The organism is Mucilaginibacter yixingensis (assembly GCF_041080815.1).
GTDB classification, from domain to species: Bacteria; Bacteroidota; Bacteroidia; order Sphingobacteriales; family Sphingobacteriaceae; genus Mucilaginibacter; species Mucilaginibacter yixingensis.
This window is the reverse complement of the sequence record NZ_CP160205.1, coordinates 1077416-1102178: the sequence shown is the minus strand read 5'-3', so window position 1 is coordinate 1102178 and position 24763 is coordinate 1077416. Positions and strand designations below refer to the sequence as shown.

The window sequence follows — 24763 nt, the reverse complement described above, 5'->3', positions numbered from 1 at the left end:
TGATGAAGTTTTACACATGTTAACTTTGAATACGCATACTTCAAGCTAAACATATCCACATATCAATTTGGGACCCACAATCTATCTAAAACCCGGGTTCATATATCCGGAAGTCAGTTACCTTTCTTCTTTGCCAGCAACAACACTATACCACCAGCCACTAATATCCCACCTGCATAAGGCGACCAGTTTACCGTGTGTTCTCTATCAGCCGACACTTGTATAGGACCCGCATCTATTATTTTCTCTTTCCTGGTGTAAGTAAAACCAGTCCATACAAGCATAATAATACCTATGCCCAACAAAATTATGCCTATGCTCTTATTCATCATTAATTTTTAGAGATATAAGCCACACGCTGGTTGTTTTGTTTCAGCAGAATTACAAATACGCCGTGCGTAATAATATTTTTAAGCTTTACAGTATTAAAACAATGGCTTACATGCCTATGCCATGTTAAGTTTTTATCAATTCTTTTACTTCTTCCCAACCTTTTGTTTCGTTTTTACGTATTAATGGCTGATTAACAAATCCTACCTTCTCACAAGTTGCCCGTCGGGGTGGCAATTTTAACATACATTTTTATTTTTGCCCCACATTTACCGATAAGGCCGTACTCATTAAATATTACCTGCCCAGTTAGGTAATAAAACATTAGGAACGCGAAATAACATGCCTGATTACAGGCTTTTGAGCTATTGCTTTAACAAAAGGTTGCTGATTTGAAATGACCATTTACAAAAGGGTTGGGATTTTTATTGTGTTGTTGTTAGGTGCCATAGCACCAGTTTTTGGCCAGGATTGTACGCTTAAGGTGAGCATTGATGCCTCTAACAATGGCATTATTTGCTCTGGCAATGCTGTTGTGCTTACGGCCACAGCAACTGATGGTACCGGACCTTACAGTTATGTATGGAGCACTGGCGATATCACTAATACAGCATCGGTTAACAAAGGAGGGACATACACTGTTACCGTAACTGATAAAACGCAGGGCTGTCAACCTGTTGTACAAAATATAAACGTTATAGAAACGCCGGCGCCACCTGCGCCAACAGCAACAGGGGCTATAGTTTGTCGGGGTACACCTGCAACGCTTACAGCTACCGCCCCGGGAGGTACCTATAACTGGTACACGGTGCCGGTGGGTGGCACCCCCGTTTTTTCAGGTAACGTTTTCCAAACTCCGCCCATCCAGGATCAGACCTTTTATTATGTAGAAACTATTGTTGGCACCTGTGTCAGCAGCCGCACGCTGGTAATTGTAAGTCTGAGCAGTAATCCTACTACCCAGGGAAGCACTACTTGCGCTGGCACCACCGGCACCGTGAGCGCCACCGGCGGCGATAGCTACACATGGTACGATGCACCTAACGGTAACCAGGTAGGTACTGGTTCTACCTTTGTATCGCCACCGCTAACCAGTACTACCACCTATTATGTGGTTGCTACTACCAATGGTTGTTCAAGTGCACCAACACCGGCAACAATAGTTGTTACTCCATATCCGCAGGCACCAACTGCCGCCAGCTTTGCCATATGTACAGGATCAACGGCAAACTTACATGCGTCCGGCAATGGCTTGTTAGATTGGTTTGATGTACCATCAGGTGGTACATCCCTCATCAGCAGTCCAGATTATACCACTCCTGCCCTTACTGAAACAAAAAAATATTGGGTACAAAGCACCTTAAATGGCTGCTCTAGTTTACGTACCGAAGTAACCATTACTGTTAATCCTATCCCAGACGCGCCGGTTACGCAACCTGCTACCGTATGTTCAGGTACCGGCACTACACTTACGGCTAGCTCAACATCAAGCACTACCTTTAACTGGTATGCTGATGCCGCCGGCACACAACTATTGGCAACAGGTAATACTTATAATACACCAGCACTTACCAGCCCCGCTACTTATTATGTACAAACGCTAAATGGCAGCTGCGTAAGTACGCTAACACCGCTGCAGGTAAGTGTTACCCCGGTGCCACCGGCGCCTGCTGTATCTACGCCTGTTCCGGTTTGTGCCAATACCTCTGCTGTACTTACCGCCACCGCCCCGGGTGGAAATTACGAATGGTTTGATGTACCTGCCGGAGGCAACTCGCTTTTTAGCGGGGCCACTTACACAACACCGGCACTGGCGGCAAATACTACGTTTTATGTGCAAACAACCGTAAACGGATGCGTTAGTCCGCGTACTGCTGTGCCTGTTACGGTATTAACTTCTGTACAACCACCAACCACCAACAACGTTAGCATTTGCCCGGGTACTACGGCAACACTTACGGCATCAAGCGCCGACAATTACCAGTGGTATGATGCGCCAACCGGCGGCACGCTTTTATCTACAAACGCATCGTGGACTACCCCTGCTTTGACCACTACAACTACCTACTATGTACAAACAACAACAGGCAATTGCTCTAGCGCTCGTAAACCAGCCACTGTTACAGTTAACGCCGCGCCGGCGGCTCCGGTTGTATCGGCCGTTACCGCTATTTGTCCGGGCAGCAAAGCACAAATTACCGCATCGGTAGCAGACGGAGGTATAGTTACCTGGTATGATGCCCCCACGGGCGGCGGTCAATTAGCTGTAGGCAATGTTTTTACCACGCCTGCATTATATCAATCAACCACGTATTATGCGCAAAATCGGGTTGGCGAGTGTTTAAGTTCGCGCGTTGCCGTAAATGTACCGGTTGTTCAAATTGACTATCCTCAGTTTGAGTACCCATCTTCTACTTATTGTAAAACCGGCAGCAACCCCACTCCAACCATCAGCGACCCAACCGGAGGCACGTTTACGGCCTCACCCGCTGGTTTAAAATTTATTAATGCCACTACGGGCGAGATTGACATTGCCAATAGTTTGCCTAAAAGCTATACTATTACTTTCATTGGCAACGAGTCATGCCATGCGCAAACACAATCTCCGTTAAGCATTGTCATAACGCCCAATGCGACATTTAGCTATGCAGGCCCTTTTTGCCAATACGGAGCCAATCCAAAACCTAATTTCCCTACCGGCGCTACAGAGGGCAGTTTTTCGGCCACGCCTGCAGGGCTGGTGTTTATTGATCCGGCTACCGGCGTAATTGATCTGCAACGATCAGCACCAGGCACCTATACGGTTACCAATACCATTGCGGCTAACGGCACCTGTCCGCAGGCATCTAAAACAACATCAGTAACTATAGGAGCAGGCGTATTGGTAAACGCGGGGCCCGACCAAATAGTAAACGCAGGAGTTCCTGTACAACTATCCGGATCAGTTATTGGCGGTGTTACTACTGGCAGCTGGACCGGCGGAAACGGAACCTTTTCTCCCGACAGAAACACGCTTAACGCGGTTTACACCCCGGCCCCTAACGAGGCTTCTGTTACACTTAGGCTCACTTCAGGCCAGCCATCGGGTAACTGTGGCGCCAAAAGCGATGACGTTGTCATCACCATTATACCTAAGCCATCGGCACCTACGGTTCAAAACCCTACGGTATGTAGTGGTAGTTCAGTCACTTTAATGGCCACAGCCCCGGGAGGGGCTTATAAATGGTATGATGCCCCCACAGGTGGCACGCTATTGGCCAGCGGGCCTCAATTTATTACTCCTGTAGTTACGGAAAGCGTAACTTACTATGTATCAACCACTGTATCGGGTAATATTAGTGATCGCGCACCGGTTACGGTAAATGTCAGTCCGATACCGGCGGCACCAGTGGCGCAACCGGGGCAGACGTGCATCAACACAACAACCCAACTTATAGCCGATGGTTCAACCGGAAATTATGAATGGTACGATGTAGCCACTGGCGGCACACCTTTATTTAGTGGTAAAACATTTACAACACCGGTTATTACTGCCAACATCTCATTTTATGTGCAAGCTATTAATGCTAATGGCTGCCCCGGGCCAAGAACCCAGGTAGATGTTAGCATAGTGCCTGCACCCGTTATTACCAGCGCTGCGGCTGGCACGGCATGTAGCGGCATAGCTCAAAATTACAGCATTACATCAGATACACCGGGGGCTACCTATAGCTGGGAACGACCAGCAGTACCCGGCATCAGCAATGCAGCTGTTGCCATGCATGCAGAGAACAGCATTAGCGAAACACTTATTAACACCGGCACATCACCCATTAATGTTACTTACAATATTATAGCAACAGCCGGTAGTTGCAACACTACTTTTACTTATGTGGTTACGGTAAATCCGCTGGGGAGTCCTACCAGCCCGCAAAAAGTGGCCATCTGTAATGGAAGTCCCCTCAATTATACGGTTAGCTTTAGCAATAGCGAAACCAAGTTTAACTGGAGCAGAGCCGAAGTAACCGGCATTAGCAACGCAGCAGTAACGGGACAAGAAGCTACCAACATTCAGGAGATTCTGCATAACAACACCGATGCGCCAATTGATGTACCTTATGTATTTAACTATACAGAGGGCAATTGTACCAACACCTTCACTTTACTTGCAACAGTAAACCCAACAGTAATTATTACCAGCGATACAGAGACCAGACTATCTGCCTGCAGTACTGATCCTTTTAGCTATCAAATACAATCTAACGTACCATCGGCTACTTTTAGCTGGACGCGAGATATCTCGTCTCCTAACATAACCGTTAAACAGGCGGGAGATCCATCATCTTCCCAGATCAATGAAATACTTGAAAATACCACAGGAGGCGGTGAGGTGGTTTATCATATTACTGTATCTGCCAATGGATGTCCTGGCGAGCAAAAGGACCTTCATGTAACTGTAAACCCTAAACCTGCTACTCCAGATGCACGTGCCACCAGTCCGGTTTGCGTTGGGCAGGACATTGTGTTAAATGCCCCCGCGTCTTCAGGCCCGATACCTACTTATATTTGGCAGGGGCCTAACGGTTACACCAATATCAGCAATCAGCCCGAAGTCCGCATTTCAAATGCAACGCCGGCCATGTCAGGTACCTATAAGCTATATGTAATAGTAAACAATAATAGCTGCGCCAGCGTGCCAGGCCAGGCAGAAGTAAAGGTAGTATCGCCTCCAACAACATTTAACGCGGGTGATGATCAGACGGTATGTCCGCTTCCAAACCCCGTTAATCTTTTAGGGACCACATCTAGCGATAATAAGGTGGTTATTTGGACCACATCCGGCAAAGGGGCTTTTACCTCCAACAGCAGCTTGAACACACAATATATACCATCACAAGAAGACATTGAGAACGGCTCCGTCAAACTCACCATGTCGTCAACCGGTTTCTGCACCCCGGTAAGCGATGATGTAATCATCACTTTTGCTCCTACACCAGCTGTAGACGCGGGGCCCGATCAGGATGTGTGTTCTAAAAATGTGGTGAACATACTGGCAGGAAAATCTATTAAAGGAGGCCTGGTAAATTGGACGACTTCCGGCTCCGGCACATTCACACCTGCTGCCAATGTAGCTAACGCTTATTATATGCCGAGCAAGGAGGACATTGCCAAAGGATCAGTTACACTCACCTTGCACTATAGTAATTTTAGCAAATGTGACATTGAACATGATGACATGGTGATGCGATTTATACCGCCACCAACCGTTTATGCAGGCGGAGTCCGCTACGTACTCAAAGGTCGTCAAATTACGCTGGAACCAACTGTTAGCGACCCAAATGTAAGCTACATGTGGTCGCCAAACATCAATATGGACAACCCGACCCGCAAAAATCCGGTAATAACCGGCGATATTGACCGTACCTATACGCTGGTAGTAATCGATAGCCGCAATTGCGTTAGCGATCCATCTCAAACACTTATAAAAGTTGGACCGATTATTACCATTGCCAATACCTTTACCCCAAATGGAGATGGCACGAACGATACCTGGAACATTACCGGCCTAATTGCTTACCCTGAGGCCTCGGTAGATGTCTTTAATCGTAACGGCACGCCGGTATTCCATTCGCTTGGTTATCCAATTGCCTGGGACGGTACTTTTAATGGTCAGCCGTTACCGGCAGGAACCTATTATTACGTAGTGCATCTTAACTATAACAAAAACCAGGTACTATCTGGGGCTATTACTATTATCAGATAAGTTAGATTTATAATCTGCTATTTATTTGATTATAAATAAATTTTCGTACATTGTTTACCCCGCTTTCTTGCGGTGTATAAAAAATGACAGATCACGAAATAAAAATAAGTTTCACAGAGTACGATAGTGTGGAACAACTCCCCGCTGCCGACAGGCAACTATGCCATGAGGCGGTACGGGCTTTAATCAACTCGCATTCGCCTTATTCAAAATTTAAGGTAGGTGCCGCACTGCTGCTGCAAAGCGGTAAGATTATTCATGGCAGCAATCAGGAAAATGTGGCTTACCCATCGGGTTTGTGTGCCGAGCGTACCGCGCTGTTTAATTGGGGAGCTAACTATCCCGGCGACCCGATACAAGCCATTGCAGTTACCGCACATACCGATGATTTTGAACTGGTAAGACCCGTTACCCCCTGCGGTTCCTGTCTGCAGGTAATGGCCGAGTGCGAGAAAATGCAACAACAGCCCATGCGTATCTTATTGTATTGCCAGAATGGACCGGTTTGGATAACATCGGGAGTAGAAAGTTTTTTGCCTTTCTTGTTTTTTGAAGAACGATTAGCTACCCGTTAACCTATGAAAATTAAATACCTCTTTTTTGCGCTGTTACTCACACTATCGGCTCCGCACATTTTTGCGCAAAGTATCCCTTTTGCCGAAGAAATAAAAGCGTTTAAACATCAGGATAGTTTAAACATGCCCAAGCCAGGCGGGTTGCTGTTCATCGGCAGTTCGTCCATCCGCAAATGGGATGACCTCCAAAAACGATTTGCCGATAAGCCGATCATTCAGCGCGGAGTGGGTGGCTCGCAATTATGGCAATGGGTAAAATATTATAGCCCGGATCTCATTTACCCCTACAAGGCAAAAAAAATCTTCATTTATGCAGGCGAGAACGACATTAATGCGGGCCGGACTCCGGAAAACGTCTACCATGATTTTGTAACACTGTATGGCATGATCAAGGAGCATTCGCCCGATGCTGAAATCTATTTCCTGTCGCTTAAGCAAAGCCCCAGTCGAGCGAAGACCTACGCCCAGGCACTAGAAGCCAACCGACTGATTGCTGCTTATATTAAAGACAAAAAGAAAACACATTTTATTGATGTAAACACGGTGCTGTTTGATACAAACGGACAACCCGACACCTCCCTGTTTCAAAAAGATATGCTGCACCTGAACAGCAAAGGTTATGACCGCTGGCAGAAGGCGATACAGACGCTTGTCAGGTAAAAACCCTAACCCTCCCGACTTCAACCCCTCCTGACCTCCCCGAAGGGGAGGGACTAAACGCAATAATTTCTTTTCTTAAGAGCTCCTCCCCTTCGGGGAGGCTGGGAGGGGTTGAGGCTGGGAGGGGTACAAGAAAGGCCGCAAATGCGGCCTCCTTCCATAAACAAAAACTAATTATTAACTGAAATTACTTGCTAAAAACGCTGTACACGTTGGTAATTTTCCAGCCGTCGCCGGTGTTGGCAATGGTTACGTAGTTGCTGCGGGTAAAGTGCTCATATTTCATATCAACCTTTACCACGGTAACGTTATCGTTATTTTCCATTTCAGAAGTGCGCACGGTGCACAATTGCTCTACGCCTTCGCTACCTTTCAAAAAGTTCATGATCTCTGCCTTTGAAAAGCTAATTACGTCTGTGCCGCGCAGCATCGAAAATTTAGCCGATGCATCAACCGCATCATTCAGACCTGCCAATTTTCCGTGGCTCATGGCATTTACATAAGCGGTGATGGCGTAATTTTTTGTAAGTTTTTCTGGTTTATTAGCAGCGTTGGCAACACCGCAAACGGCTAACATTACCAGACCAAGCATAAGTGATTTAAGAGTTTTCATATCAAAATGTATTAAGAGGTTGTTTTAATTTTTATACCCATAAGACACCGGCACTTCTCCAAACGTTACACTACTTTTACTTTAATTTGCACTTTTAACAAAATTTTAACATCTTACTTGGTTTATCCTGCTGATTTATATTGTCTAACGTTTTTCTTTAAAGGCAATGCGCTTTCATCCTTTTTCCATTACAAATGACGTTGTTAACACCGCTATCGTACTTAAATAGATGATTTGATTTTTGTAAAAGTTGCATCAACCTTAAAATAAAATTGCAGTTAACTTTGCCTTGAATGATTGACTATCAAACCACCATCCTTCAGTTTGACGAGAAAGGCGAAAAAACCGGATGGAGCTATATTGAGATCCCGGCAGATCTGGCCCAGCAGCTCAAGCCTGGCAATAAAAAATCATTCCGCGTAAAAGGCTGGCTGGATAGTTACCCCATTAAAGCCATTGCGTTAATACCGATGGGCGAAGGCAACTTTATTATGGCCATTAACGCCGGTATGCGCAAGGCCATCCATAAAAATGCCGGCGCCATGTTACAAGTAAAATTGGAGGTGGACCCCGATACCCAGGTAGAGATACCCGCAGATATGCAGGAGTGCTTTGAATACGAGCCCGAAGCCCTGCAATATTTCAACAGCCTTCCCGAAGGACACCGCCGTTATTTTATCACCTGGATCAATAGCGCCAAAACCGAGCCTACCCGCACCACCCGTATTGCCAATGCCATTACAGCCATGGTTAATCATTGGACCTACCCCGAAATGATGCGCGCGATGAAAAAACAAAGGGAATAAAAGCAATGCCACAATTGTAAGCCTTCCCTGGTACAATACCTCCCAATCCTTAATCTCTAGCCGCTAATCTTTAACTTTCCCGATCTATTTTTTCCACCGAGGCAACCATCTCGCCTGCAGGTGAGTATCCTTTAATAAGAAGCAACTCTTTTTAAAACTACTTGCTATGAAAACGATCAGAATAGGCAGGCTTTTCGTAGCCGCCGCTACTTTAGTAATCATGCTGATCATAGGCTGCAAGAAATACAACAACAGCACTAACAACTATGACAATGGCACACCAGCCATGAGCAACAGCATTCAATTAATGGCCAACACTAAATTTGGCAACATCATGACGGATGGCTCGGGTCGGACGCTTTATTTCTTTTCTATCGATGCTGGCACTACGTCAAACTGTACTGGCGGATGCCTGGCCGTTTGGCCCGTATTTTACAGTGCTAACCCTACCTTGGGTACAGGTTTAAATGCCAGCGATTTTGCCACCATTACCCGCTCCGATGGCGCCATGCAAACCACCTACAAAGGCTGGCCGCTCTATTATTACTCTGGCGACATCTACGCCGGCGATACCAATGGCGACCCGGTGGATAACACCTGGTTTGTGGCCAAGGCAGATTATTCGGTAATGATCTCGGATGCTCAATTGGTTGGGCTTGATGGTAAGCAATACACCAGTGCGGGCGTAGCCGGAACAGCAATATCACAATATTTAGTTGACGACCGCGGCCACACCCTTTACATGTTTACACCAGATAAAGCCAACACCAACACTTTTACCAAAGCAGATTTTAGCAATAACATCACCTGGTCAATTGACTCGGTTAAAACCGTGCAAAGCGTTCCATCAATCCTTCTTAAAAGTGATTTTGCCATCATCAACGTATTTGGTCACTCGCAGATCAGCTTCAGGGGGCGCCCGCTTTATTTCTTCGGGCAGGATGCCGCTACCCGTGGTAATACCAAAGGTGTAAGTTTCCCTACACCGGGAGCCGCCATTTGGAAGGTTACCAATTCATCAACCGTGGTATTGAATTAAGGTTTAGTACATAGTTTTTCATTTAGGTTAAGGCGATGGTCGTTATGTCCATCGCCTTTTTTCGTCTAAGTGTAAATGCTTGATTATTTGAATTTTAAATCTTACATTGATATAATTCCAACCAACCAAATAAACTTACTCATGAAAAAAATCTTATTCGGCCTGGCTATTGCCGGCCTCTTCGCATCATGTAGTGGCAGCAACTCTTACGTGCCCACAGCCAAAACCGACAGCGCTACAGTTAAAATGGAGAAAAACAAGCAAACCGCCCTGGCTGCTGTACAGGCAATGAACACTAAAGATATCAACGCTGCCTTTAAAGACTGCGCACCGGGCTACACAGAATATGGCAGCACCGGAACGCATGTACAAAAAAACATGGACTCTTTAAAAAAGGATATGCAAAACTTTCTGGATGCCTTTCCGGAGTTAAAAGCCGAAAACCTCAAAGCTGTTGCCGATAGCAATACCGTAGCCGTACTGGGCACCTGGAGCGGCACCTTTAAAAAAGATTTTATGGGCATCAAGGCCAATAACAAGCCATTCAAAGTAAATGATGCTGATATTTATACCTTCAACGCAAAAGGACAGATCACCTCGCATCGTTCTATACAAGAACCGGCAACCTTCTTTGACCAGCTGGATATACCAATGCCTAAAAAGAAAATGTAAGTAGTGAATGGTGAGTAGTGAGTATTATTGATAACAAAAGACTCCCGCACGTTGGTGCGGGAGTCTTTTGTTAAGTATTATGTCATCCCGAATTTATTTCGGGATCTCATTTGCGAAGAATTGCATGCGGCTTTGCGTATGGGGTGCCGAAACAAGTTCGGCATGACCTGGACGAGATTCAGCCTAATCTTTAATCTCCAATCTTTAATCTTTCCCCTTCGCCCTATAATTCTTATAGATCTTCACGGCCAGCATAATAATGATACTGAATGCCAGCAGACCTAAAATTCCATAGATCCAGCTTACCGCATTCTTCAATACAGCGAGGAAAACGATCGCAAACAGAAAGATAGTGGCAACCTCGTTCCATATACGTAGATGGGTTGATTTCCATTTGAAGATGCCTTTACGCATCTCTTTCATCTTCTTTTGGCAGATGAAATGATAGATGATCAAGCCAACTACAAAGCCCAGCTTTACATGCAGCCATGGTTGTTGAAGCCAGAACGGTTGTAAAACCAGCATGGTTATACCAGCAGCAATCACCAGGAACATAGAAGGTACGGCAATTACATTCCACAACCTGCGCTCCATAATCTCAAACTGGGCAGATAGGATACGACGCTCATCATCTGGTTTGTCTTGTGCCTCGGTGTGGTAGATAAACAGTCGCACCTGGTAAAACAGCCCCGCCATCCAGCAGACTACAAAGATGATATGTATGGAAAGAATGTAATTGTAGTATTGCACGGCCTTATTATTTCGCAGATATGTCATGCTGAGGAACGAAGCATCTCTGAGGACAAGCTTATCGGCCTATCCACGGAGATGCTTCGCTATCGCTCAGCAAGACATCTTTATATCTTAGTATCTAAACTCCTTAATCACTTCAACCGCATACTTCACGTTATCAAACGGAATATCAGGCATAATGCCATGACCCAGGTTGAAGATAAAACCGTTCTCGCCGCGCATGCGCTCAAACAGGCGATGGATGCGCTCTTTGATCACTTTTTTATCGGCATATAAAATGTGTGGATCAAGGTTACCTTGCACGGCGATGCCTTGCGGCAGGCGTTTTTTGATATCCAACAGATCAACGTTCCAGTCGATAGAAATTACGTCTGGTTTGGCCTCTGCCATCAGCGGCGCGAAAACCGAGCTGCCTTTACAGAATGAAATTACCGGGATATCCTTACGGTTCAGCTGACTGATAATTTCGGTGATATAACGGTGTGAGAATTCCTTGTAGTCATCCCAAGCCAAAGCCTGTGCCCAGCTATCAAAAATCTGAATAGCGTTCACCCCTGCTGCAATTTGCAGGTTCAGATAATCGGCAGTTACTTTGGCAATTTTGCTAAGCAATTGGTGAGCTAGTTCAGGCTCGTTATGCAGTAACAGTTTGGTGGTTTTAAAATCGCGTGATGAACCGCCCTCTACCAAATAGCTCATTACGGTAAATGGAGCACCTGCAAAACCAATCAACGGAATACTGCCATTTAAACGCTGCTGAATTACTTTAATAGCATCGGCTACATATTGCAGTTTCGGCAATACGTCGGTATCCAAGGCATCAACTGCTGCTTTAGTACGCACCGGGTTAGCAAACTGCGGACCAACACCTGCCGAGAAACTCAGTTCACCACCCATAGCTTCGGCAGTTACCAGAATGTCCGAAAACAAGATGGCGGCATCAATACCCAGCAAATCAACCGGCAACATAGTAACATCTGCGGCAATCTCTGGGGTTTTGCACATTTCCAGGAAGGAATATTTGTTTTTGATATCCCAGTATTCCTTCATAAAGCGGCCGGCCTGGCGCATCATCCATACGGGCGGGCGTTCTGTCTGCTCTGAAAATGCAGCTTTTATAAATAGATCTTTCATTTGCATGTTGTTCAGAGTCAAGAGTTGATACAGTGCTATTTGTCATTGCGAGGAACGAAGCAATCTCGTCGCTCGCTTTAACATGCGACGAGATTGCTTCTTCACTCCAGTATCACCAGCCCCTACCATTCCTCGCAATGACAAACGGTATAGTAGCTCTTTTTTCTTGACTCTCTATTCTTGATTCTTACCCAGGTTCTTCCGCTCCAACTCCATCTCAATCTTTTCAATCACAGCTTTCATTTTGGCGGTTACCTGTTCTTCTTTCTCCTTAGCTAATTGTAGGTAAGTTGCGGCCTTTTCAAAATTGCCCAAACGGATACTGATGTTGGCCACGTGCACTAATGCGGCAACGTGATCATTAGCGGTACGCAGGGGATATTGGGCTGCCAGTTCATAATGAGCACTGGCTTCTTCAAAATCCTGACGTTGCAGGCAAATTCCGCCCATAATAAACTCGTAAAAGCCACGGCGCTTTTTACTGAGCAAATCCGGATTACGGATTTGTTTCAGCAGGGCATCGGCCTTGTCATAATCTTTGTTGTGGAATGATTTTGCTGCCAGAATAATCGGGCCCTCTTTAAAATAACCCCACAGCAGCATCACAATAAAAATAACGGCTACCCCCACTAACTCATACGTGTGCTGATACATAAAGAATGCGCACAACAATAAAAAAGCCGCTATAACAAAAAGCCTTGCCCTATTGGTAAACATTAATGCTGATTATCGGTAAACTTATAACCCACACCACGGATAGAGTGGAAATAAACCGGGTTCTTTGGATCGGGTTCAAAATACTTACGGAAGGTAAGGATAAAGTTATCAATGGTACGGGTTGATGGGTACACATCGTAGTTCCAAACGGTCTCCAGAATCTGCTCGCGCGATACAGCCTCATTACGACGCTCAATCAGCAACTTCAGCAGCATGGTTTCTTTTTTGGTCAGCGCAGTGATAGAACCGTCTTCGTTCACCAGCTCAAATGAGTTGAAATGAATGGTTTTATCGCCAATTTTATAGCTGTTAAACTCTTTCAGATCTTCACCTTTCAGACCGCGTTTTACCAGGTTGTTTACACGCAGTATCAGCTCTTCCAGGTTGAAAGGTTTGGTAAGGTAATCGTCGGCGCCTTTTTTAAGACCGGCAATTTTATCCTCGTTGGTATTTTTGGCGGTCAGGAACATCACAGGCACCTCAGAGTTTTCCAGGCGAATGGTTTCTGCAACCACAAAGCCGTCCATCTCTGGCATCATTACGTCCAGAATCACCAGGTTAAAACGTTCTTCTTTAAATATCTGTAAGGCTTTTTTGCCGTTGTTAGCGGTTGAAACTTTATAGCCTTCCAGCTCAAGGTTTAGCTTAATTGCTTCCAGCAAATGTTCTTCGTCCTCGGCCAGTAAAATTCTTTTCTTAGGCATGGTTAAAATTTTATGATGCAATGATACATTTCATTACTATACCGGCATATTCAAACCTTATTCCGATTGTGGTTTTGCAACGTTTATTGACAACCCTATGATAATACTCGCGGTTTGAATAATGTTTTATGACAATTTGTCTCAATCTATGACAATTGTCCACCCTTCCCCACTAATCTTCTTAAAATACAACCTCGAACACGCTCCCAGCAGGCTTATTGTCGCGCACATGAATGCTGGCCTCGTGTTTATCCAACACCTGTTTCACAATATACAGACCCAACCCAGTGCCTTTGGTATTACGGGTATCTTCGCTACCTACGCGGTAAAAACGATCAAAGATGCGACCTTTCTCCGTGTCCGCAATGCCTATACCTCTGTCTGCCACCTGCAGGTGAACATTGCCATCTTTACGAAACAACTTCACAGCTACTTCCTCACAAGGCTTTGAATATTTAATGGCGTTTTCGACCAGGTTGGTTACTACTGATGACAGAGCAAACTTATCGCCAGTAATCTCAATCTTCGGCTCAATCTCGGCATTGATCAACTGCTGATTAAAATCGCATTTATTGATCTGCAGGCGATTCACCACACTATCTACCAGGGCAGAAAGATTAAAGTTCTCCTTAGGGAAAGTGTAAGACTGGTTTTCAATTTTTGATGCCAGCAGCATATTCTCTACCAGATCGTCCAGACGCTCAATATCCAGCAAACACTTATCAATAAAGTTCATCATCTGTTTCTTTTCCAGATCGCGCTTGCCAATGGTTTGCAGGTAAAGCTTAATAGATGCCAGCGGCGATTTCAGCTCGTGTGTTACCGACAGCAAAAAGTTACGCTTCTGCTCATGCAAACGGCGTTCTTTATTGACAGATTTATGCAGGCTCCATGCACCTAACGCAAACACCAATACAAACATAGATGCTTCGCCCAGTATCATACCCAAATGATTGGGCTGCAAGCTGATGAGCATATAACCCCACCACACCAGCTGCGCCAGCGCATAAATGATGGTTGCGTAAAAAATGACGAATGGCCGTTTCATGAACTCCTCCTATCCTCCTCTTAACGGAAGATTTTTTATAATTAGTTTATGTCAAATTTGTCATTGCGAGCAGGACGGTGTCCAGGACTGTGCGCGAAGCAATCTCGTCGCATGCATTAGTCCTGCGACGAGATTGCTTCGTCAGCCTCGCCCTTATGCCCTTCGCGTTCCTCGCAATGACAGTAACTATATTTTAAAACTTTTATAATTAGTTTACGCCTTGCTTAAGCGTTTTGGTACACCACGTCAAGACTATCAAATATAGCTTTTTTTGTTTGCTCCAAATCATCTGCGGTATGCACGCCAGATACAAAGCCTACCTCATAACCTGACGGACCAACGTACACTCCACGATTCAACAATTCGCGGTGGAAGATCTTGAAATGAGCCATGCTACCAGCGTCAATCTCATCCGCGCGACGGATATGCTCCTGCTGCGTAAAGGCAAACCAGAAAATAGAACCAATGCGGAAGATTTTCAACTCGTAGCCTTTAGCAGCTACATAATCTTCAATATCTTTTACAAACGCGGCTGTTTTGCGATCCAGTTCTTCATAAAAACCTGGCTGCAGCAGCTCAGTCAGCTGGGCAATACCTGCGCCCATAGCTACAGGGTTACCTGACAGTGTACCTGCCTGGTAAACCGGACCATCAGGCGAAATATTGCTCATGATAGCGGCCGAAGCACCGTAAGCACCCACAGGCATACCACCACCGATGATCTTGCCGTAAGTAATAATATCAGGCTGAATGCCATAGTAACCTGCGGCGCCTTCAAAACCAACACGGAAACCAGAAATCACCTCATCAAAAATCAACAAGGTGCCATTGGCCGTACATTGCTCACGCAGGAATTGCAGAAACTCCGGCTCCTGCAACAGCAAACCATTGTTGGCCGGTACCGGCTCAATAATGATGGCGGCAATCTGATCTTTAAATTCTTCAAAGGCTTTCAGCAGTGCATCTTTATCATTCAGGGCGATAACGATGGTTTCATCAGCAAACGCCTTTGGAATACCGGCAGATGAAGTTTCGCCGAAAGTAACCAGGCCAGAACCCGCTTTTACCAGCATGGCATCAACGTGGCCATGGTAACAGCCTTCAAATTTCAGGATCTTATCGCGTTTGGTATACCCACGTGCCAGCCTGATGGCCGACATCACCGCCTCTGTACCCGAACTTACAAAACGGATTTTCTCGATAAAACGGTTGTTGGTCAGAATCAGCTCTGCCAGCTCATTCTCCAAAGCAGTAGGCGCACCGAACGACATACCGTTCTGCATCACCTCAATCACCTTATTACGTACCGATGGGTGGTTATGTCCCAAAATGAGCGGTCCCCATGAACCACAATAGTCTATAAACTCGTTACCGTCGGCATCCCAGATATGGCTGCCATTGCCCTTTTGTATAAACAGCGGCGTACCATAAACTGATTTAAAAGCCCTTACCGGCGAGTTTACCCCACCCGGAAAGAAGGTTTTGGCCTTCTCATATAGTTCGGCAGATTTGATTCTGCTGATGTCTTTTACCCCCTCCAAACCACCCCCGAAGGTGGAGGCTTTCTTTTCCTGATTAATTTCCATTTCTGATATTTTATTTAAGCCCTCCCCTTTGGGGAGGGTTGGGTGGGGTAATTACAACCATTTATTCTCCAACACTTCCTTAGCGTGGTAGGTCAATATAGCCGTTGCACCAGCCCTACGGATGCTGGTAAGCACCTCGGTAGTGGCACGCTGCTCATTGAGCCAGCCTTTTTGTACGGCAGCTTTCAGCATGGCATATTCGCCGCTTACGTTGTAGGCTGCTACAGGCAGTTCGGTGTTATCTTTTAAGAGTTTAATTACGTCCAGGTAAGCCAATGCCGGTTTCACCATCAGGAAATCGGCACCTTCTGCTTCATCCAGATCTGCTTCAATCAGCGCTTCACGCTGATTAGCGGGATTCATTTGATATGTTTTTTTATCGCCAAATTTGGGAGCAGAGTTCAATGCATCGCGGAACGGACCGTAAAACGCACTGGCATATTTGGCAGTGTAAGACATGATGGATACATCGCTAAAGCCATTATCATCCAGCACATTGCGGATATAGCCTACCCTGCCGTCCATCATATCGCTCGGAGCAATAATATCAGCACCAGCCTGTGCGTGGGCCAGGGCCATTTTGCCCAGAATGGCTAAAGTTTCGTCATTCAGGATCACGCCGTTTTCTACAATACCGTCATGGCCATCGCTACTGTAAGGGTCCATCGCCACGTCGGTAATTACGCAGGCCTCAGGGAACTCTTTTTTCACCTCGCGGATGGCGCGCAGGTACAGCGTTTCTTCGCGGTAGCTTTCGGTAGCAAATTTATCTTTCAGCACTTCGGCCACGTTAGGAAACAGGTCGAAAGACTTTAAACCCAGCTTGAGGCAGCTTTCCACCTCGCGCAGCAGGTTATCAATAGAATGACGATAGATGCCGGGCATAGAGCTTACTTCGCTCTTTTGGTTATTGCCCTCAATAATAAACAACGGAAAAATCAGGTTGGCCGCAGTAACGTGTGTTTCCTGCACCATCTGGCGTATTACTTCGCTTTTCCGGTTTCTTCTTGGTCGTTGTAACATATAAAACCAGGATTTAACGAATTTTTAGGATTTACAGGATACGAATCCTAAAAACTGTCTTATTTTAATTATAATCTCATTTGCTTATCCAGGAATCCTGTAAATCCTAAAAATTCGTTAAATCCTGGTTTACAACCCAAACACCGCTTCGGCCAAACCTACTTCATCCGGCGAGTATGGCAGTACGAACTTAATATCGGCTTCTTCCAGCTTTTTACCGGTTGATTTACCGATGGCCACTACCTTCTGGTTGGGCTCAAGCAGGTTATTTTCAAAGTAAGCTTCTACGTTTGACGGACTTGTAAATACCAGTACATCTGCCGAAGAAGCCACGGCTTCTTCTACCAACACGGTTTCATAAACCGGCAGGTCGATGATCTTTGTTTCGGCGGATAATCCTTTCTGGATGCTGCGCATTGCACTTTCTGATCCGGGGAACAGGATAGTGCTACCGTTGGCCAGTTTAGAAAACTCTGCGGCTACTTCGGCTGTATCGCCGCTTTCGCCCACATAATCGGCAAAGTATCCCTGGCGGCGCAGTATTTCTTCTGAGCCTGCACCCATCACCCCAAACTGTACTTTCTTACGGAACTCAGGTTTCAGATTGAAAAAATATTCAACGGCGTTCTTACTGGTGAAGAACAGCCAGTCTACACTCTTCAGAATGTAAGAGTCAAACTTTGTGATTACCGGCACCGTGCGGATAAGCGAACGGCCTTCAATCTCAATATCATGGATCTCCAGTGCGCGGCGGAAATAGCTATGCTCTGAAATATCGCGCGAGATGAATACTTTTTTAGGGAATTTCCGGTCTTTAGCAAAGTACGGCAGAACGGTATTTTCTATCCCTTCCGTAGTTTTCACTTCCAGGAACAAACGGTCAGGGAACTCGTCGCCTTCATCAGCCTTAGCAGTAAATACCTGGTACACATCATCATGTTTGCGGCAATAGCAACCTAAAGGCAAATGACAACCGCCGCCGAAGCTTTTCAACACTTTACGTTCAACGGCCAATTCGGCGGCAACCTCCGGATGGTGCAGCGCTTGCAGCACATCAAACAACTCACGGTCGTTCTCGCGAATCTGGATAGCCAGCGCACCTTGGGCCGGGGCCGGGATAAACTCCGTTGGACCCAACTCTTCTACGTGGAATTCGCTCAGATCAATACCTAAACGGTGTACACCGGCTTTGGCAATCATAATGGCATCATAAGCCTCATCGCGCAGTTTGCCAATACGGGTTGGCACGTTACCGCGCAGATCCTGAATTTCCAGATCGGGACGATGAGCCAGCAACTGGGCTTTGCGACGGTTTGACGAGGTACCTACAATACCACCGTATTTAACCGATAATTTATGATGAACATCAACGCAGTCTTTCAGAATCAGCAACAGCTCAGAGGGATCTTCCCTCTCTGAAACTGCTGCGATAATGAGTCCCGGCGGATGCTCGGTCGGCAGATCTTTGTGCGAGTGCACGGCCAGATCTATTTTGCCTAATTGTAATTCTTCTTCTAACTCTTTGGTGAAAAACCCTTTACCTTCCAGCTTATCAAAGCTGAGGTTAATGATGCGATCGCCTTGTGTTTTGATGATCTTCAGCTCAGCAGCGACGCCAATTTCTGCCAACCTGTCTTTAACAAAGTTGGCTTGCCACAGAGCCAGCTCGCTCCCCCGTGTGCCTATAATTACTTTTCTATCCAAAGACTGTAAATTTTACCGGCAAATTTAAAGTTTTGGGCGCATGTATTACTGATAAATTAACGATAATGAGGATTTGGTGACTATGCCCTGCCCACTGTTGAAAACACAAACAAAAGTTATAAACATAGCAAGCCAAAAGTGGAGAACTTTATAGCACCTATAAACACAATATGCTAATCAATGCTTATATATTTAACTTCAAGTTGAATCTTTTCATGCCGGTACCATCTTTTAGAACTTATAATCGAGGCTTGATTGCGTTAATTGTAATCATTGCCATTCCCGTTGCCATGCTCACCAGCAACGGGTTTACCGGCAACCATACGCTCACCATTTCAAAGCCCATAAACGGCGATAACATCCGCACGGAGAATGCCATTTATCCCATAAAAGAGCGGTGGACTAACAACATGACCAAAGTTAAGATGACTGCCGATGCCAATATTACAGTACGCACTAACAACCTGGCAGAGTACTGGCTTCTGGGCGATGCGAATTATGACTTGCTTTCTACCGTGTTTATTGTATCGAGCATCTTATTTACCTTCTGCTCCATGCTGGGCAACAACACCTTAGAACTTTTCAAAGTGGGCCGATTGTTCTTTATCTTAACTTTTTGGGTGCACTTTGGCACATCTGCCTATACGCAGCAATGGTTTAAAACCCATCAGCCCGATCTGATTCACTCTGGCTATCGCCTGCTTTTTGCCAACGATCTGTTCAATATAGATGAAAACCATTTGATTAAGCGCTTTGCAATATTGATCCTCACCGTATCGGTTATCAATATGAACAGGCGCAGAAAGGGTATTGCCCCGGCAGAAACCCGCCCGGCCTTGACCGTAATTAAATGTGATGAACTTCAGGATGCGGGTTGAGCCTGCCCTCTGTAATCTTTTAATAGTTCGCCCAACTCATTTGCTTTGCAGGCCATGCTATTGAGACGCACACTTACCTGCCCGCCCGGATAATTATAATTTAGATAATAGATATTTACTTTACCGTTAAAGCGCCTCACAACCTCCTCATTACTAATTTTACTCCAGGGATAAAACGGCGCCTTACTGGTTTCTAACCCATCTTTATTAACAATAATTTGCGGCGCATTATTAGCAAAAATGCGGATGTTAATAGCGCTCACCAAAATAGTAACAGCACAAACAACACCACCGGCCAGCTTGGCATTGGGCTGTGCAAGCAAATATATGCCTGCCGCCAAACAAACCAGCAATAGCGCCATCCTTAAAATGGCTTTGCCTTTTGAGTAGTAGATCTTGGTTTCCTGCGGAAGCTCTGCCAGATTAATGCTGTTGCTCATAGGTTACTGATGTTATGTATCATAACAGGGTTTAAGGCTGGGTTGTTTTTGAAAGGATTCTCTACTTGAAATCAATATTTAAAATCGGGATTGATATGTCGTTGCCGATAAAAATGCAACAGAATGCCCATTCCATCTGCAGAAATATTTAGATTATTTAATAAGATGCGCACCTTACCCTCTGGACCATTAAAATCAAGATAATATTTTTTGCCTCGTCCGCTCGTTTCAAACACATACTCGCCAGTTATCTCATCCCATTTATAAAATGCAGAATTAGCGGTTTGTATCCCCCCATTGCTGATTATTATTTGCGGACCGTCTCTTAATAGCGCTTTGCATAAACCATAAATACTAAACAATAGACACAATCCCATTATTAAAAGTACGGCCAGGCTAAAAACTTCCTTGCCCGGTAAACTGAGGATAAAAACGAGCGCGGCAGCACAAAGAAAAAGGACAAATAAGATCAACTCGAATAATACTGACCACCCATAAAAATAGATGCTAGTTTCAGGTGGAATAGGATTAGCTACAACTATTTTGGTATTGGAGAGACGCATGGGGTTATTTACTCATTAACTGCACGAGCGATAATATTTCAGCAAATCCACCAGTTGCTGATGATCGATATCAAGCTGATTGATATTCACCTGTCCATATCCTTCAGGATACTTATATTCAAGGAAATAAGTAGTAATGCGGCCTTTGTGTTGGCAAACTACCTCTTCGTTATGTATATCATTCCAGGTAACAAACCCTGCATCTATAGTGGTAATACCCTTTGCATTGATGATGATTTGAGGTGCGCGGTTGCCAAACTTCACAAACAACCAAACTAAAAGTGCGGCAAGAAACCCCGACAAAGGCAGACCAACCAAATAGTTGCCGTTTTTTAACATGAAATAAAGACACCCGGTGATAGTAACGCTAATCAGCATCGCCCTAAACCAAAGTCTCTTTTGTGAGAAATAAATACGGGTTTCGCCGGGGATAGCCAGCTTATTATGGAGGGAGGTATCATTAGCGTTCATGATACTTAAAGCTATCTAAATTATAGCTCATTTCAAATATCATGAAAGAAGTAAAAGGATATAAGGAATACTAGTTTCCGTTGATCATGATCTCTTTAGCCATCACCATGGGTACGCTGATGTACTTTTTCTCCATGTAGTTGATCACCTTTTCCAATATCTCGCGAGACTGCTCGTCCATGCTTTGTACCTCATCAGCAAAAACGGTGTTGATGGCCATATTGCGGATCTCTTTGATCTTCTCAGGCACCTGGCGCATGGCCAGTTCTACACGGCGTTGTTTCAGTTGAGGCAAAAACTCAGATACGTTTTGATCGATGATCTTCTCGGCATGTACCAGCTCCTGGTAGCGCTCCTGTATGTTTTTCTGGGCAATCTCGTTAAGCGAGTGCACCTCTATGTAGTTTACCGGGAATAGCTCCAACACTTCCGCGGCAACATCATTAGGGATAGCCAGATCGACGATGGTTTTCCTATCGGTCTCGCCGTTAAGCAATGAGCGGTAAATTTCTGGAGTGATGAGTGGCTGAGTAGCAGAAGTGCAGGTTATAATAGCGTCGAAGCCTTTGTTGTAGGTTTTGAGGGCTTCCAGGTCAAAGGCTTCACCGTTCAGATCGGCAGCCAGCTCCTGCGCTTTAGACAATGTGCGGTTAAAGACGACAAAATTGCCAAACTTATGCTTCTGCAAATATCGTGAAATGTTGCGGTTGGTTTCGCCGGCGCCTACAATCAGCACACGGGCGTTGCTACACAACTTCAGGTCTTTTAGTTTACGATAGGCTAATGATACTACCGAGATTGGGTTTTTAGAGATATTGGTGTGCGTATAAACCTCTTTAGCGGTTTTAACGGTACAGTTCATCACCATACGCAGATAATCGCCGGTAAGGCCCTGCTCGCGACAATGCTCATAAGCGCGGCGCACCTGCGCCAGGATTTCCTTTTCGCCCACCACCAAACTTTCTAATGAGCATGAAGTGCGCAGCAGGTGTTCTAGCGCGTCCATGTTTTCATAAATGGCAGCGGCCTCCATAAACTTGTCCATGTGCATGGGGCACAAGCCAATGTTCATGGCCTGAATAAAGCGCTGGGCAAAAGCTTTGTCTACTTCTTGCTCGGTAGCCATAATAAAAGCTACACGGTTACAGGTAGATAGATAGAATATCTCTGGAATAGCAAACTGCTCTTTCACTTGCTGCAGTTTGGGAACGAGGTCTTCCTGACAAATTACCAGTTTACCCAATTCCTTCAACTCAACCTGTTTATGCGTAAACGCTATAACCTTTAGATACTTCAAAGCAGTTTTATTTTGAACCCAACAAAAGTAATATGCTTAATTTGATGCAATGTCAAGACTTTGTCAAACACCGCAATTTAGAATGTTTATAAACTACAACGAAACATTGCATGGTATGGTTGCCTTAATCGGTGCCGAAAACAGAATCAACAACATTAACCGTAACTAATTCGCCATAAACTTATCTTACAAACAACAATTGCTTTACTTTGCACGTTGCATCACTACTGATAGAAAACATACACTAAATGACCATCGCTAGCTCCCGCCGCAAAGGCGGGAAATACATTAATATTGTGCCTACCGATGCTGCGGGACTAGGCAAATTTCTGCATATACTCAAAGCTTACGCCACCAATAAAGAAGAAAGTATCCCTAAAAAGCAACTCGGTCCGTTTAAAACGGATGCTTCAATTTACAAAACACCTGCTGACAACGGACTGCGCATTACCTGGATCGGTCACTCCAGCCTGCTCATTGAAATTGACGGCAAGCGTATTCTGACTGACCCTGTTTGGAGCGACCGCGTATCATTTAGTCAGTGGATGGGACCGAAACGTTTTTTCAACCCGCCGTTGCCATTGGAGCAGTTGCCGCCGCTGGATGCCGTGATTGTCTCGCACGATCATTATGATCATCTGGATAAGGCTACCATCCGCTTTTTTGCCGATAAGGAAATCCCTTTCTATACCTCGATGGGTGTGGGCCGGTACCTGGAGAAATTCGGCATCATCAAGAATTTCATCAATGAGATGGATTGGGGCGACAGCGTGATGCTGGGCGACGATTGCGTAATCACCGCCGCTCCGGCGCGACATTTTTCTGGACGGGGGATCTTTAACCGCGATCAAACCCTGTGGTCGTCATTTGTTATCAAAGGCCATACTCATAATATCTTTTTCGGGGCCGATTCAGGCTGGTTTGAGGAGTTCCACAACATTGGCGATACGTTCGGTCCGTTTGACCTGACTATGCTGGAGATTGGCGCCTACCATCATCTCTGGGCCGATATACATATGGGGCCAAACCATGCCACCAACGCCCACCTGGCGCTAAAGGGCAAGCTAATGATGCCCATCCACTGGGGCACTTTTAACCTGGCCCTGCACGCATGGCATGAGCCGGTTGATTTGCTGCTGAAGTATGCGAAAGAGAAGAATATCGAGCTATTTCTCCCCTCGCCGGGCACACCTACAGAGGTGAAAGGCGCATTTAATTCAGCATGGTGGGAGCCGTTTTTGAGTTGATTTTATAGCCCCCAAAAAATCACGGAAAAAAGTTCATTAAAACACTTGCTTCTTACTCGAATAACTAATAATTTAGTTTAAATGAATAAAGAGATAGCAAATGTGCAATTACGGTTTAACTGCCCTGCCAATTGGGACGCTATGACACCGATAAACGGCGGCAGGTATTGCACCCAATGCAACAAAATCGTTTATGATTTTACAGACGCCAGACAGCAAGAATTTCTGCAAATACTGGCCGAGTGCGGCGGTAACCTTTGCGGTCGTTTCAGACAAGAACAGGTGGCTCTACAGCCTGTTGTTTTACGCGGCTGGAAGAGGTGGGCATCGGCAGCGTTGATGTTATTGGGTATTTCTGTATTTCAACAGGCCAATGCGCAACAAAAGACTCCGCAAAAAGCAGGTATTAAAGTTGATAAGAAAGCTAAGGACGATCTAATAATGTTGGGGGATGTCGAGATTTTGCCGCAACCCAGTTTTCCTGGAGGCAATGACGGGCTGATGAATTTCCTTAAACAAAACATCCATTATCCTAAGGGAGCAGTCAATGGAAAAGTATTTGCCAGTTTTATTGTCAGCAAGGCCGGCAAAATAACCGACATAAAAATAATGCGGGGATTAAATTCCGTAACCGATGCCGAGGTGATTAGAGTTCTAAAACTGATGCCAGATTGGATACCCGGCACCATCAACGGCAAACCCGCAGACATAACCTACACGCTACCAGTAGCCTTTGCAGCGAACAAATAAGATAAGCCGA

At 45.4% G+C, this 24763-nt stretch carries 23 protein-coding genes; 9 read left to right on the top strand and 14 right to left on the bottom strand.

What is annotated here, in order from left to right; all coding sequences use genetic code 11:
- Nucleotides 1-113: 113 nt before the first annotated feature.
- Nucleotides 114-284: an LPXTG cell wall anchor domain-containing protein gene (locus ABZR88_RS04615; protein ID WP_245917087.1), complete on the bottom strand. Its 171-nt coding sequence runs from the start codon at nucleotides 282-284 to the stop codon at nucleotides 114-116.
- 443 nt (nucleotides 285-727) lie between these two features.
- Here ABZR88_RS04615 and ABZR88_RS04610 point away from each other — a divergent pair, with 443 nt between their 5' ends.
- The 3 genes from ABZR88_RS04610 to ABZR88_RS04600 all read left to right on the top strand — a co-directional run bounded on the left by ABZR88_RS04610 (nucleotide 728) and on the right by ABZR88_RS04600 (nucleotide 7308).
- Complete coding sequence (locus tag ABZR88_RS04610) at nucleotides 728-6073, top strand: gliding motility-associated C-terminal domain-containing protein (RefSeq protein WP_107830146.1); 5346 nt, start codon at nucleotides 728-730, stop codon at nucleotides 6071-6073.
- 83 nt (nucleotides 6074-6156) lie between these two features.
- Nucleotides 6157-6648: a cytidine deaminase gene (locus tag ABZR88_RS04605; RefSeq protein ID WP_107830144.1), complete on the top strand. Its 492-nt coding sequence runs from the start codon at nucleotides 6157-6159 to the stop codon at nucleotides 6646-6648.
- Nucleotides 6649-6651: 3 nt separating this feature from the next.
- Entirely contained in the window at nucleotides 6652-7308 is a 657-nt protein-coding gene (locus ABZR88_RS04600; protein WP_107830142.1) for a GDSL-type esterase/lipase family protein, read from the top strand.
- 187 nt (nucleotides 7309-7495) lie between these two features.
- Here ABZR88_RS04600 and ABZR88_RS04595 read toward each other — a convergent pair whose 3' ends face one another.
- Nucleotides 7496-7921 carry a nuclear transport factor 2 family protein gene (locus tag ABZR88_RS04595; protein WP_107830140.1) on the bottom strand — a complete coding sequence of 142 codons (426 nt, stop codon included), beginning with the start codon at nucleotides 7919-7921 and terminating at the stop codon, nucleotides 7496-7498.
- A 293-nt stretch (nucleotides 7922-8214) separates the two neighbouring features.
- Between ABZR88_RS04595 and ABZR88_RS04590 the strand changes: the two genes are divergently transcribed.
- From ABZR88_RS04590 to ABZR88_RS04580, 3 genes are all read left to right on the top strand, one after another.
- On the top strand, nucleotides 8215-8727 hold the full coding sequence (locus ABZR88_RS04590; RefSeq protein ID WP_107830138.1) for a YdeI/OmpD-associated family protein: 513 nt from the start codon (nucleotides 8215-8217) through the stop codon (nucleotides 8725-8727).
- A 166-nt stretch (nucleotides 8728-8893) separates the two neighbouring features.
- Nucleotides 8894-9766, top strand: coding sequence for a hypothetical protein (locus ABZR88_RS04585; protein WP_211309846.1), 873 nt, complete (start codon nucleotides 8894-8896; stop codon nucleotides 9764-9766).
- 141 nt (nucleotides 9767-9907) lie between these two features.
- The gene (locus tag ABZR88_RS04580; protein ID WP_170113653.1) at nucleotides 9908-10438 is read left to right on the top strand and encodes an ester cyclase; all 531 of its coding nucleotides are present in this window, start codon (nucleotides 9908-9910) and stop codon (nucleotides 10436-10438) included.
- A 204-nt stretch (nucleotides 10439-10642) separates the two neighbouring features.
- Here ABZR88_RS04580 and ABZR88_RS04575 read toward each other — a convergent pair whose 3' ends face one another.
- From ABZR88_RS04575 to hemC, 8 genes are all read right to left on the bottom strand, one after another.
- Nucleotides 10643-11215: a CopD family protein gene (locus ABZR88_RS04575; protein ID WP_107830134.1), complete on the bottom strand. Its 573-nt coding sequence runs from the start codon at nucleotides 11213-11215 to the stop codon at nucleotides 10643-10645.
- Between the two features lie 87 nt (nucleotides 11216-11302).
- On the bottom strand, nucleotides 11303-12325 hold the full coding sequence (hemE, locus tag ABZR88_RS04570; RefSeq protein ID WP_107830209.1) for a uroporphyrinogen decarboxylase: 1023 nt from the start codon (nucleotides 12323-12325) through the stop codon (nucleotides 11303-11305).
- A gap of 174 nt (nucleotides 12326-12499) precedes the next feature.
- Nucleotides 12500-12979 (bottom strand): hypothetical protein, encoded by a 480-nt coding sequence (locus tag ABZR88_RS04565; protein ID WP_107830132.1) that lies wholly within the window; start codon nucleotides 12977-12979, stop codon nucleotides 12500-12502.
- A 62-nt stretch (nucleotides 12980-13041) separates the two neighbouring features.
- Nucleotides 13042-13746 (bottom strand): response regulator transcription factor, encoded by a 705-nt coding sequence (locus tag ABZR88_RS04560; RefSeq protein ID WP_107830130.1) that lies wholly within the window; start codon nucleotides 13744-13746, stop codon nucleotides 13042-13044.
- A gap of 181 nt (nucleotides 13747-13927) precedes the next feature.
- Nucleotides 13928-14794, bottom strand: a complete 867-nt coding sequence (locus ABZR88_RS04555; protein WP_107830128.1) for a cell wall metabolism sensor histidine kinase WalK — start codon at nucleotides 14792-14794, stop codon at nucleotides 13928-13930.
- A gap of 224 nt (nucleotides 14795-15018) precedes the next feature.
- Nucleotides 15019-16380 carry a glutamate-1-semialdehyde 2,1-aminomutase gene (gene hemL, locus ABZR88_RS04550; protein ID WP_107830126.1) on the bottom strand — a complete coding sequence of 454 codons (1362 nt, stop codon included), beginning with the start codon at nucleotides 16378-16380 and terminating at the stop codon, nucleotides 15019-15021.
- A 51-nt stretch (nucleotides 16381-16431) separates the two neighbouring features.
- Entirely contained in the window at nucleotides 16432-17403 is a 972-nt protein-coding gene (hemB, locus tag ABZR88_RS04545; protein WP_107830124.1) for a porphobilinogen synthase, read from the bottom strand.
- 129 nt (nucleotides 17404-17532) lie between these two features.
- Nucleotides 17533-19107 (bottom strand): hydroxymethylbilane synthase, encoded by a 1575-nt coding sequence (gene hemC, locus ABZR88_RS04540; RefSeq protein ID WP_107830122.1) that lies wholly within the window; start codon nucleotides 19105-19107, stop codon nucleotides 17533-17535.
- 251 nt (nucleotides 19108-19358) lie between these two features.
- Here hemC and ABZR88_RS04535 point away from each other — a divergent pair, with 251 nt between their 5' ends.
- The gene (locus ABZR88_RS04535) at nucleotides 19359-19985 is read left to right on the top strand and encodes a hypothetical protein (protein ID WP_146166583.1); all 627 of its coding nucleotides are present in this window, start codon (nucleotides 19359-19361) and stop codon (nucleotides 19983-19985) included.
- Here the strand turns inward: ABZR88_RS04535 and ABZR88_RS04530 are convergent.
- The 4 genes from ABZR88_RS04530 to hemA all read right to left on the bottom strand — a co-directional run bounded on the left by ABZR88_RS04530 (nucleotide 19970) and on the right by hemA (nucleotide 22756).
- Nucleotides 19970-20425 carry a hypothetical protein gene (locus tag ABZR88_RS04530; protein ID WP_107830118.1) on the bottom strand — a complete coding sequence of 152 codons (456 nt, stop codon included), beginning with the start codon at nucleotides 20423-20425 and terminating at the stop codon, nucleotides 19970-19972. The two genes, ABZR88_RS04535 and ABZR88_RS04530, sit on opposite strands and share 16 nt — an antisense overlap.
- 71 nt (nucleotides 20426-20496) lie before the next feature.
- Complete coding sequence (locus ABZR88_RS04525; RefSeq protein ID WP_107830116.1) at nucleotides 20497-20988, bottom strand: hypothetical protein; 492 nt, start codon at nucleotides 20986-20988, stop codon at nucleotides 20497-20499.
- A gap of 15 nt (nucleotides 20989-21003) precedes the next feature.
- Nucleotides 21004-21459 carry a hypothetical protein gene (locus ABZR88_RS04520; RefSeq protein WP_107830114.1) on the bottom strand — a complete coding sequence of 152 codons (456 nt, stop codon included), beginning with the start codon at nucleotides 21457-21459 and terminating at the stop codon, nucleotides 21004-21006.
- 70 nt (nucleotides 21460-21529) lie between these two features.
- Complete coding sequence (gene hemA, locus ABZR88_RS04515; protein WP_107830112.1) at nucleotides 21530-22756, bottom strand: glutamyl-tRNA reductase; 1227 nt, start codon at nucleotides 22754-22756, stop codon at nucleotides 21530-21532.
- Between the two features lie 248 nt (nucleotides 22757-23004).
- Between hemA and ABZR88_RS04510 the strand changes: the two genes are divergently transcribed.
- Together ABZR88_RS04510 and ABZR88_RS04505 are read left to right on the top strand one after the other, a co-directional pair.
- Nucleotides 23005-24003 carry an MBL fold metallo-hydrolase gene (locus ABZR88_RS04510; RefSeq protein WP_107830110.1) on the top strand — a complete coding sequence of 333 codons (999 nt, stop codon included), beginning with the start codon at nucleotides 23005-23007 and terminating at the stop codon, nucleotides 24001-24003.
- 81 nt (nucleotides 24004-24084) lie between these two features.
- Nucleotides 24085-24753, top strand: coding sequence for an energy transducer TonB (locus ABZR88_RS04505; RefSeq protein WP_107830108.1), 669 nt, complete (start codon nucleotides 24085-24087; stop codon nucleotides 24751-24753).
- The last annotated feature ends 10 nt before the right edge of the window (nucleotides 24754-24763 follow it).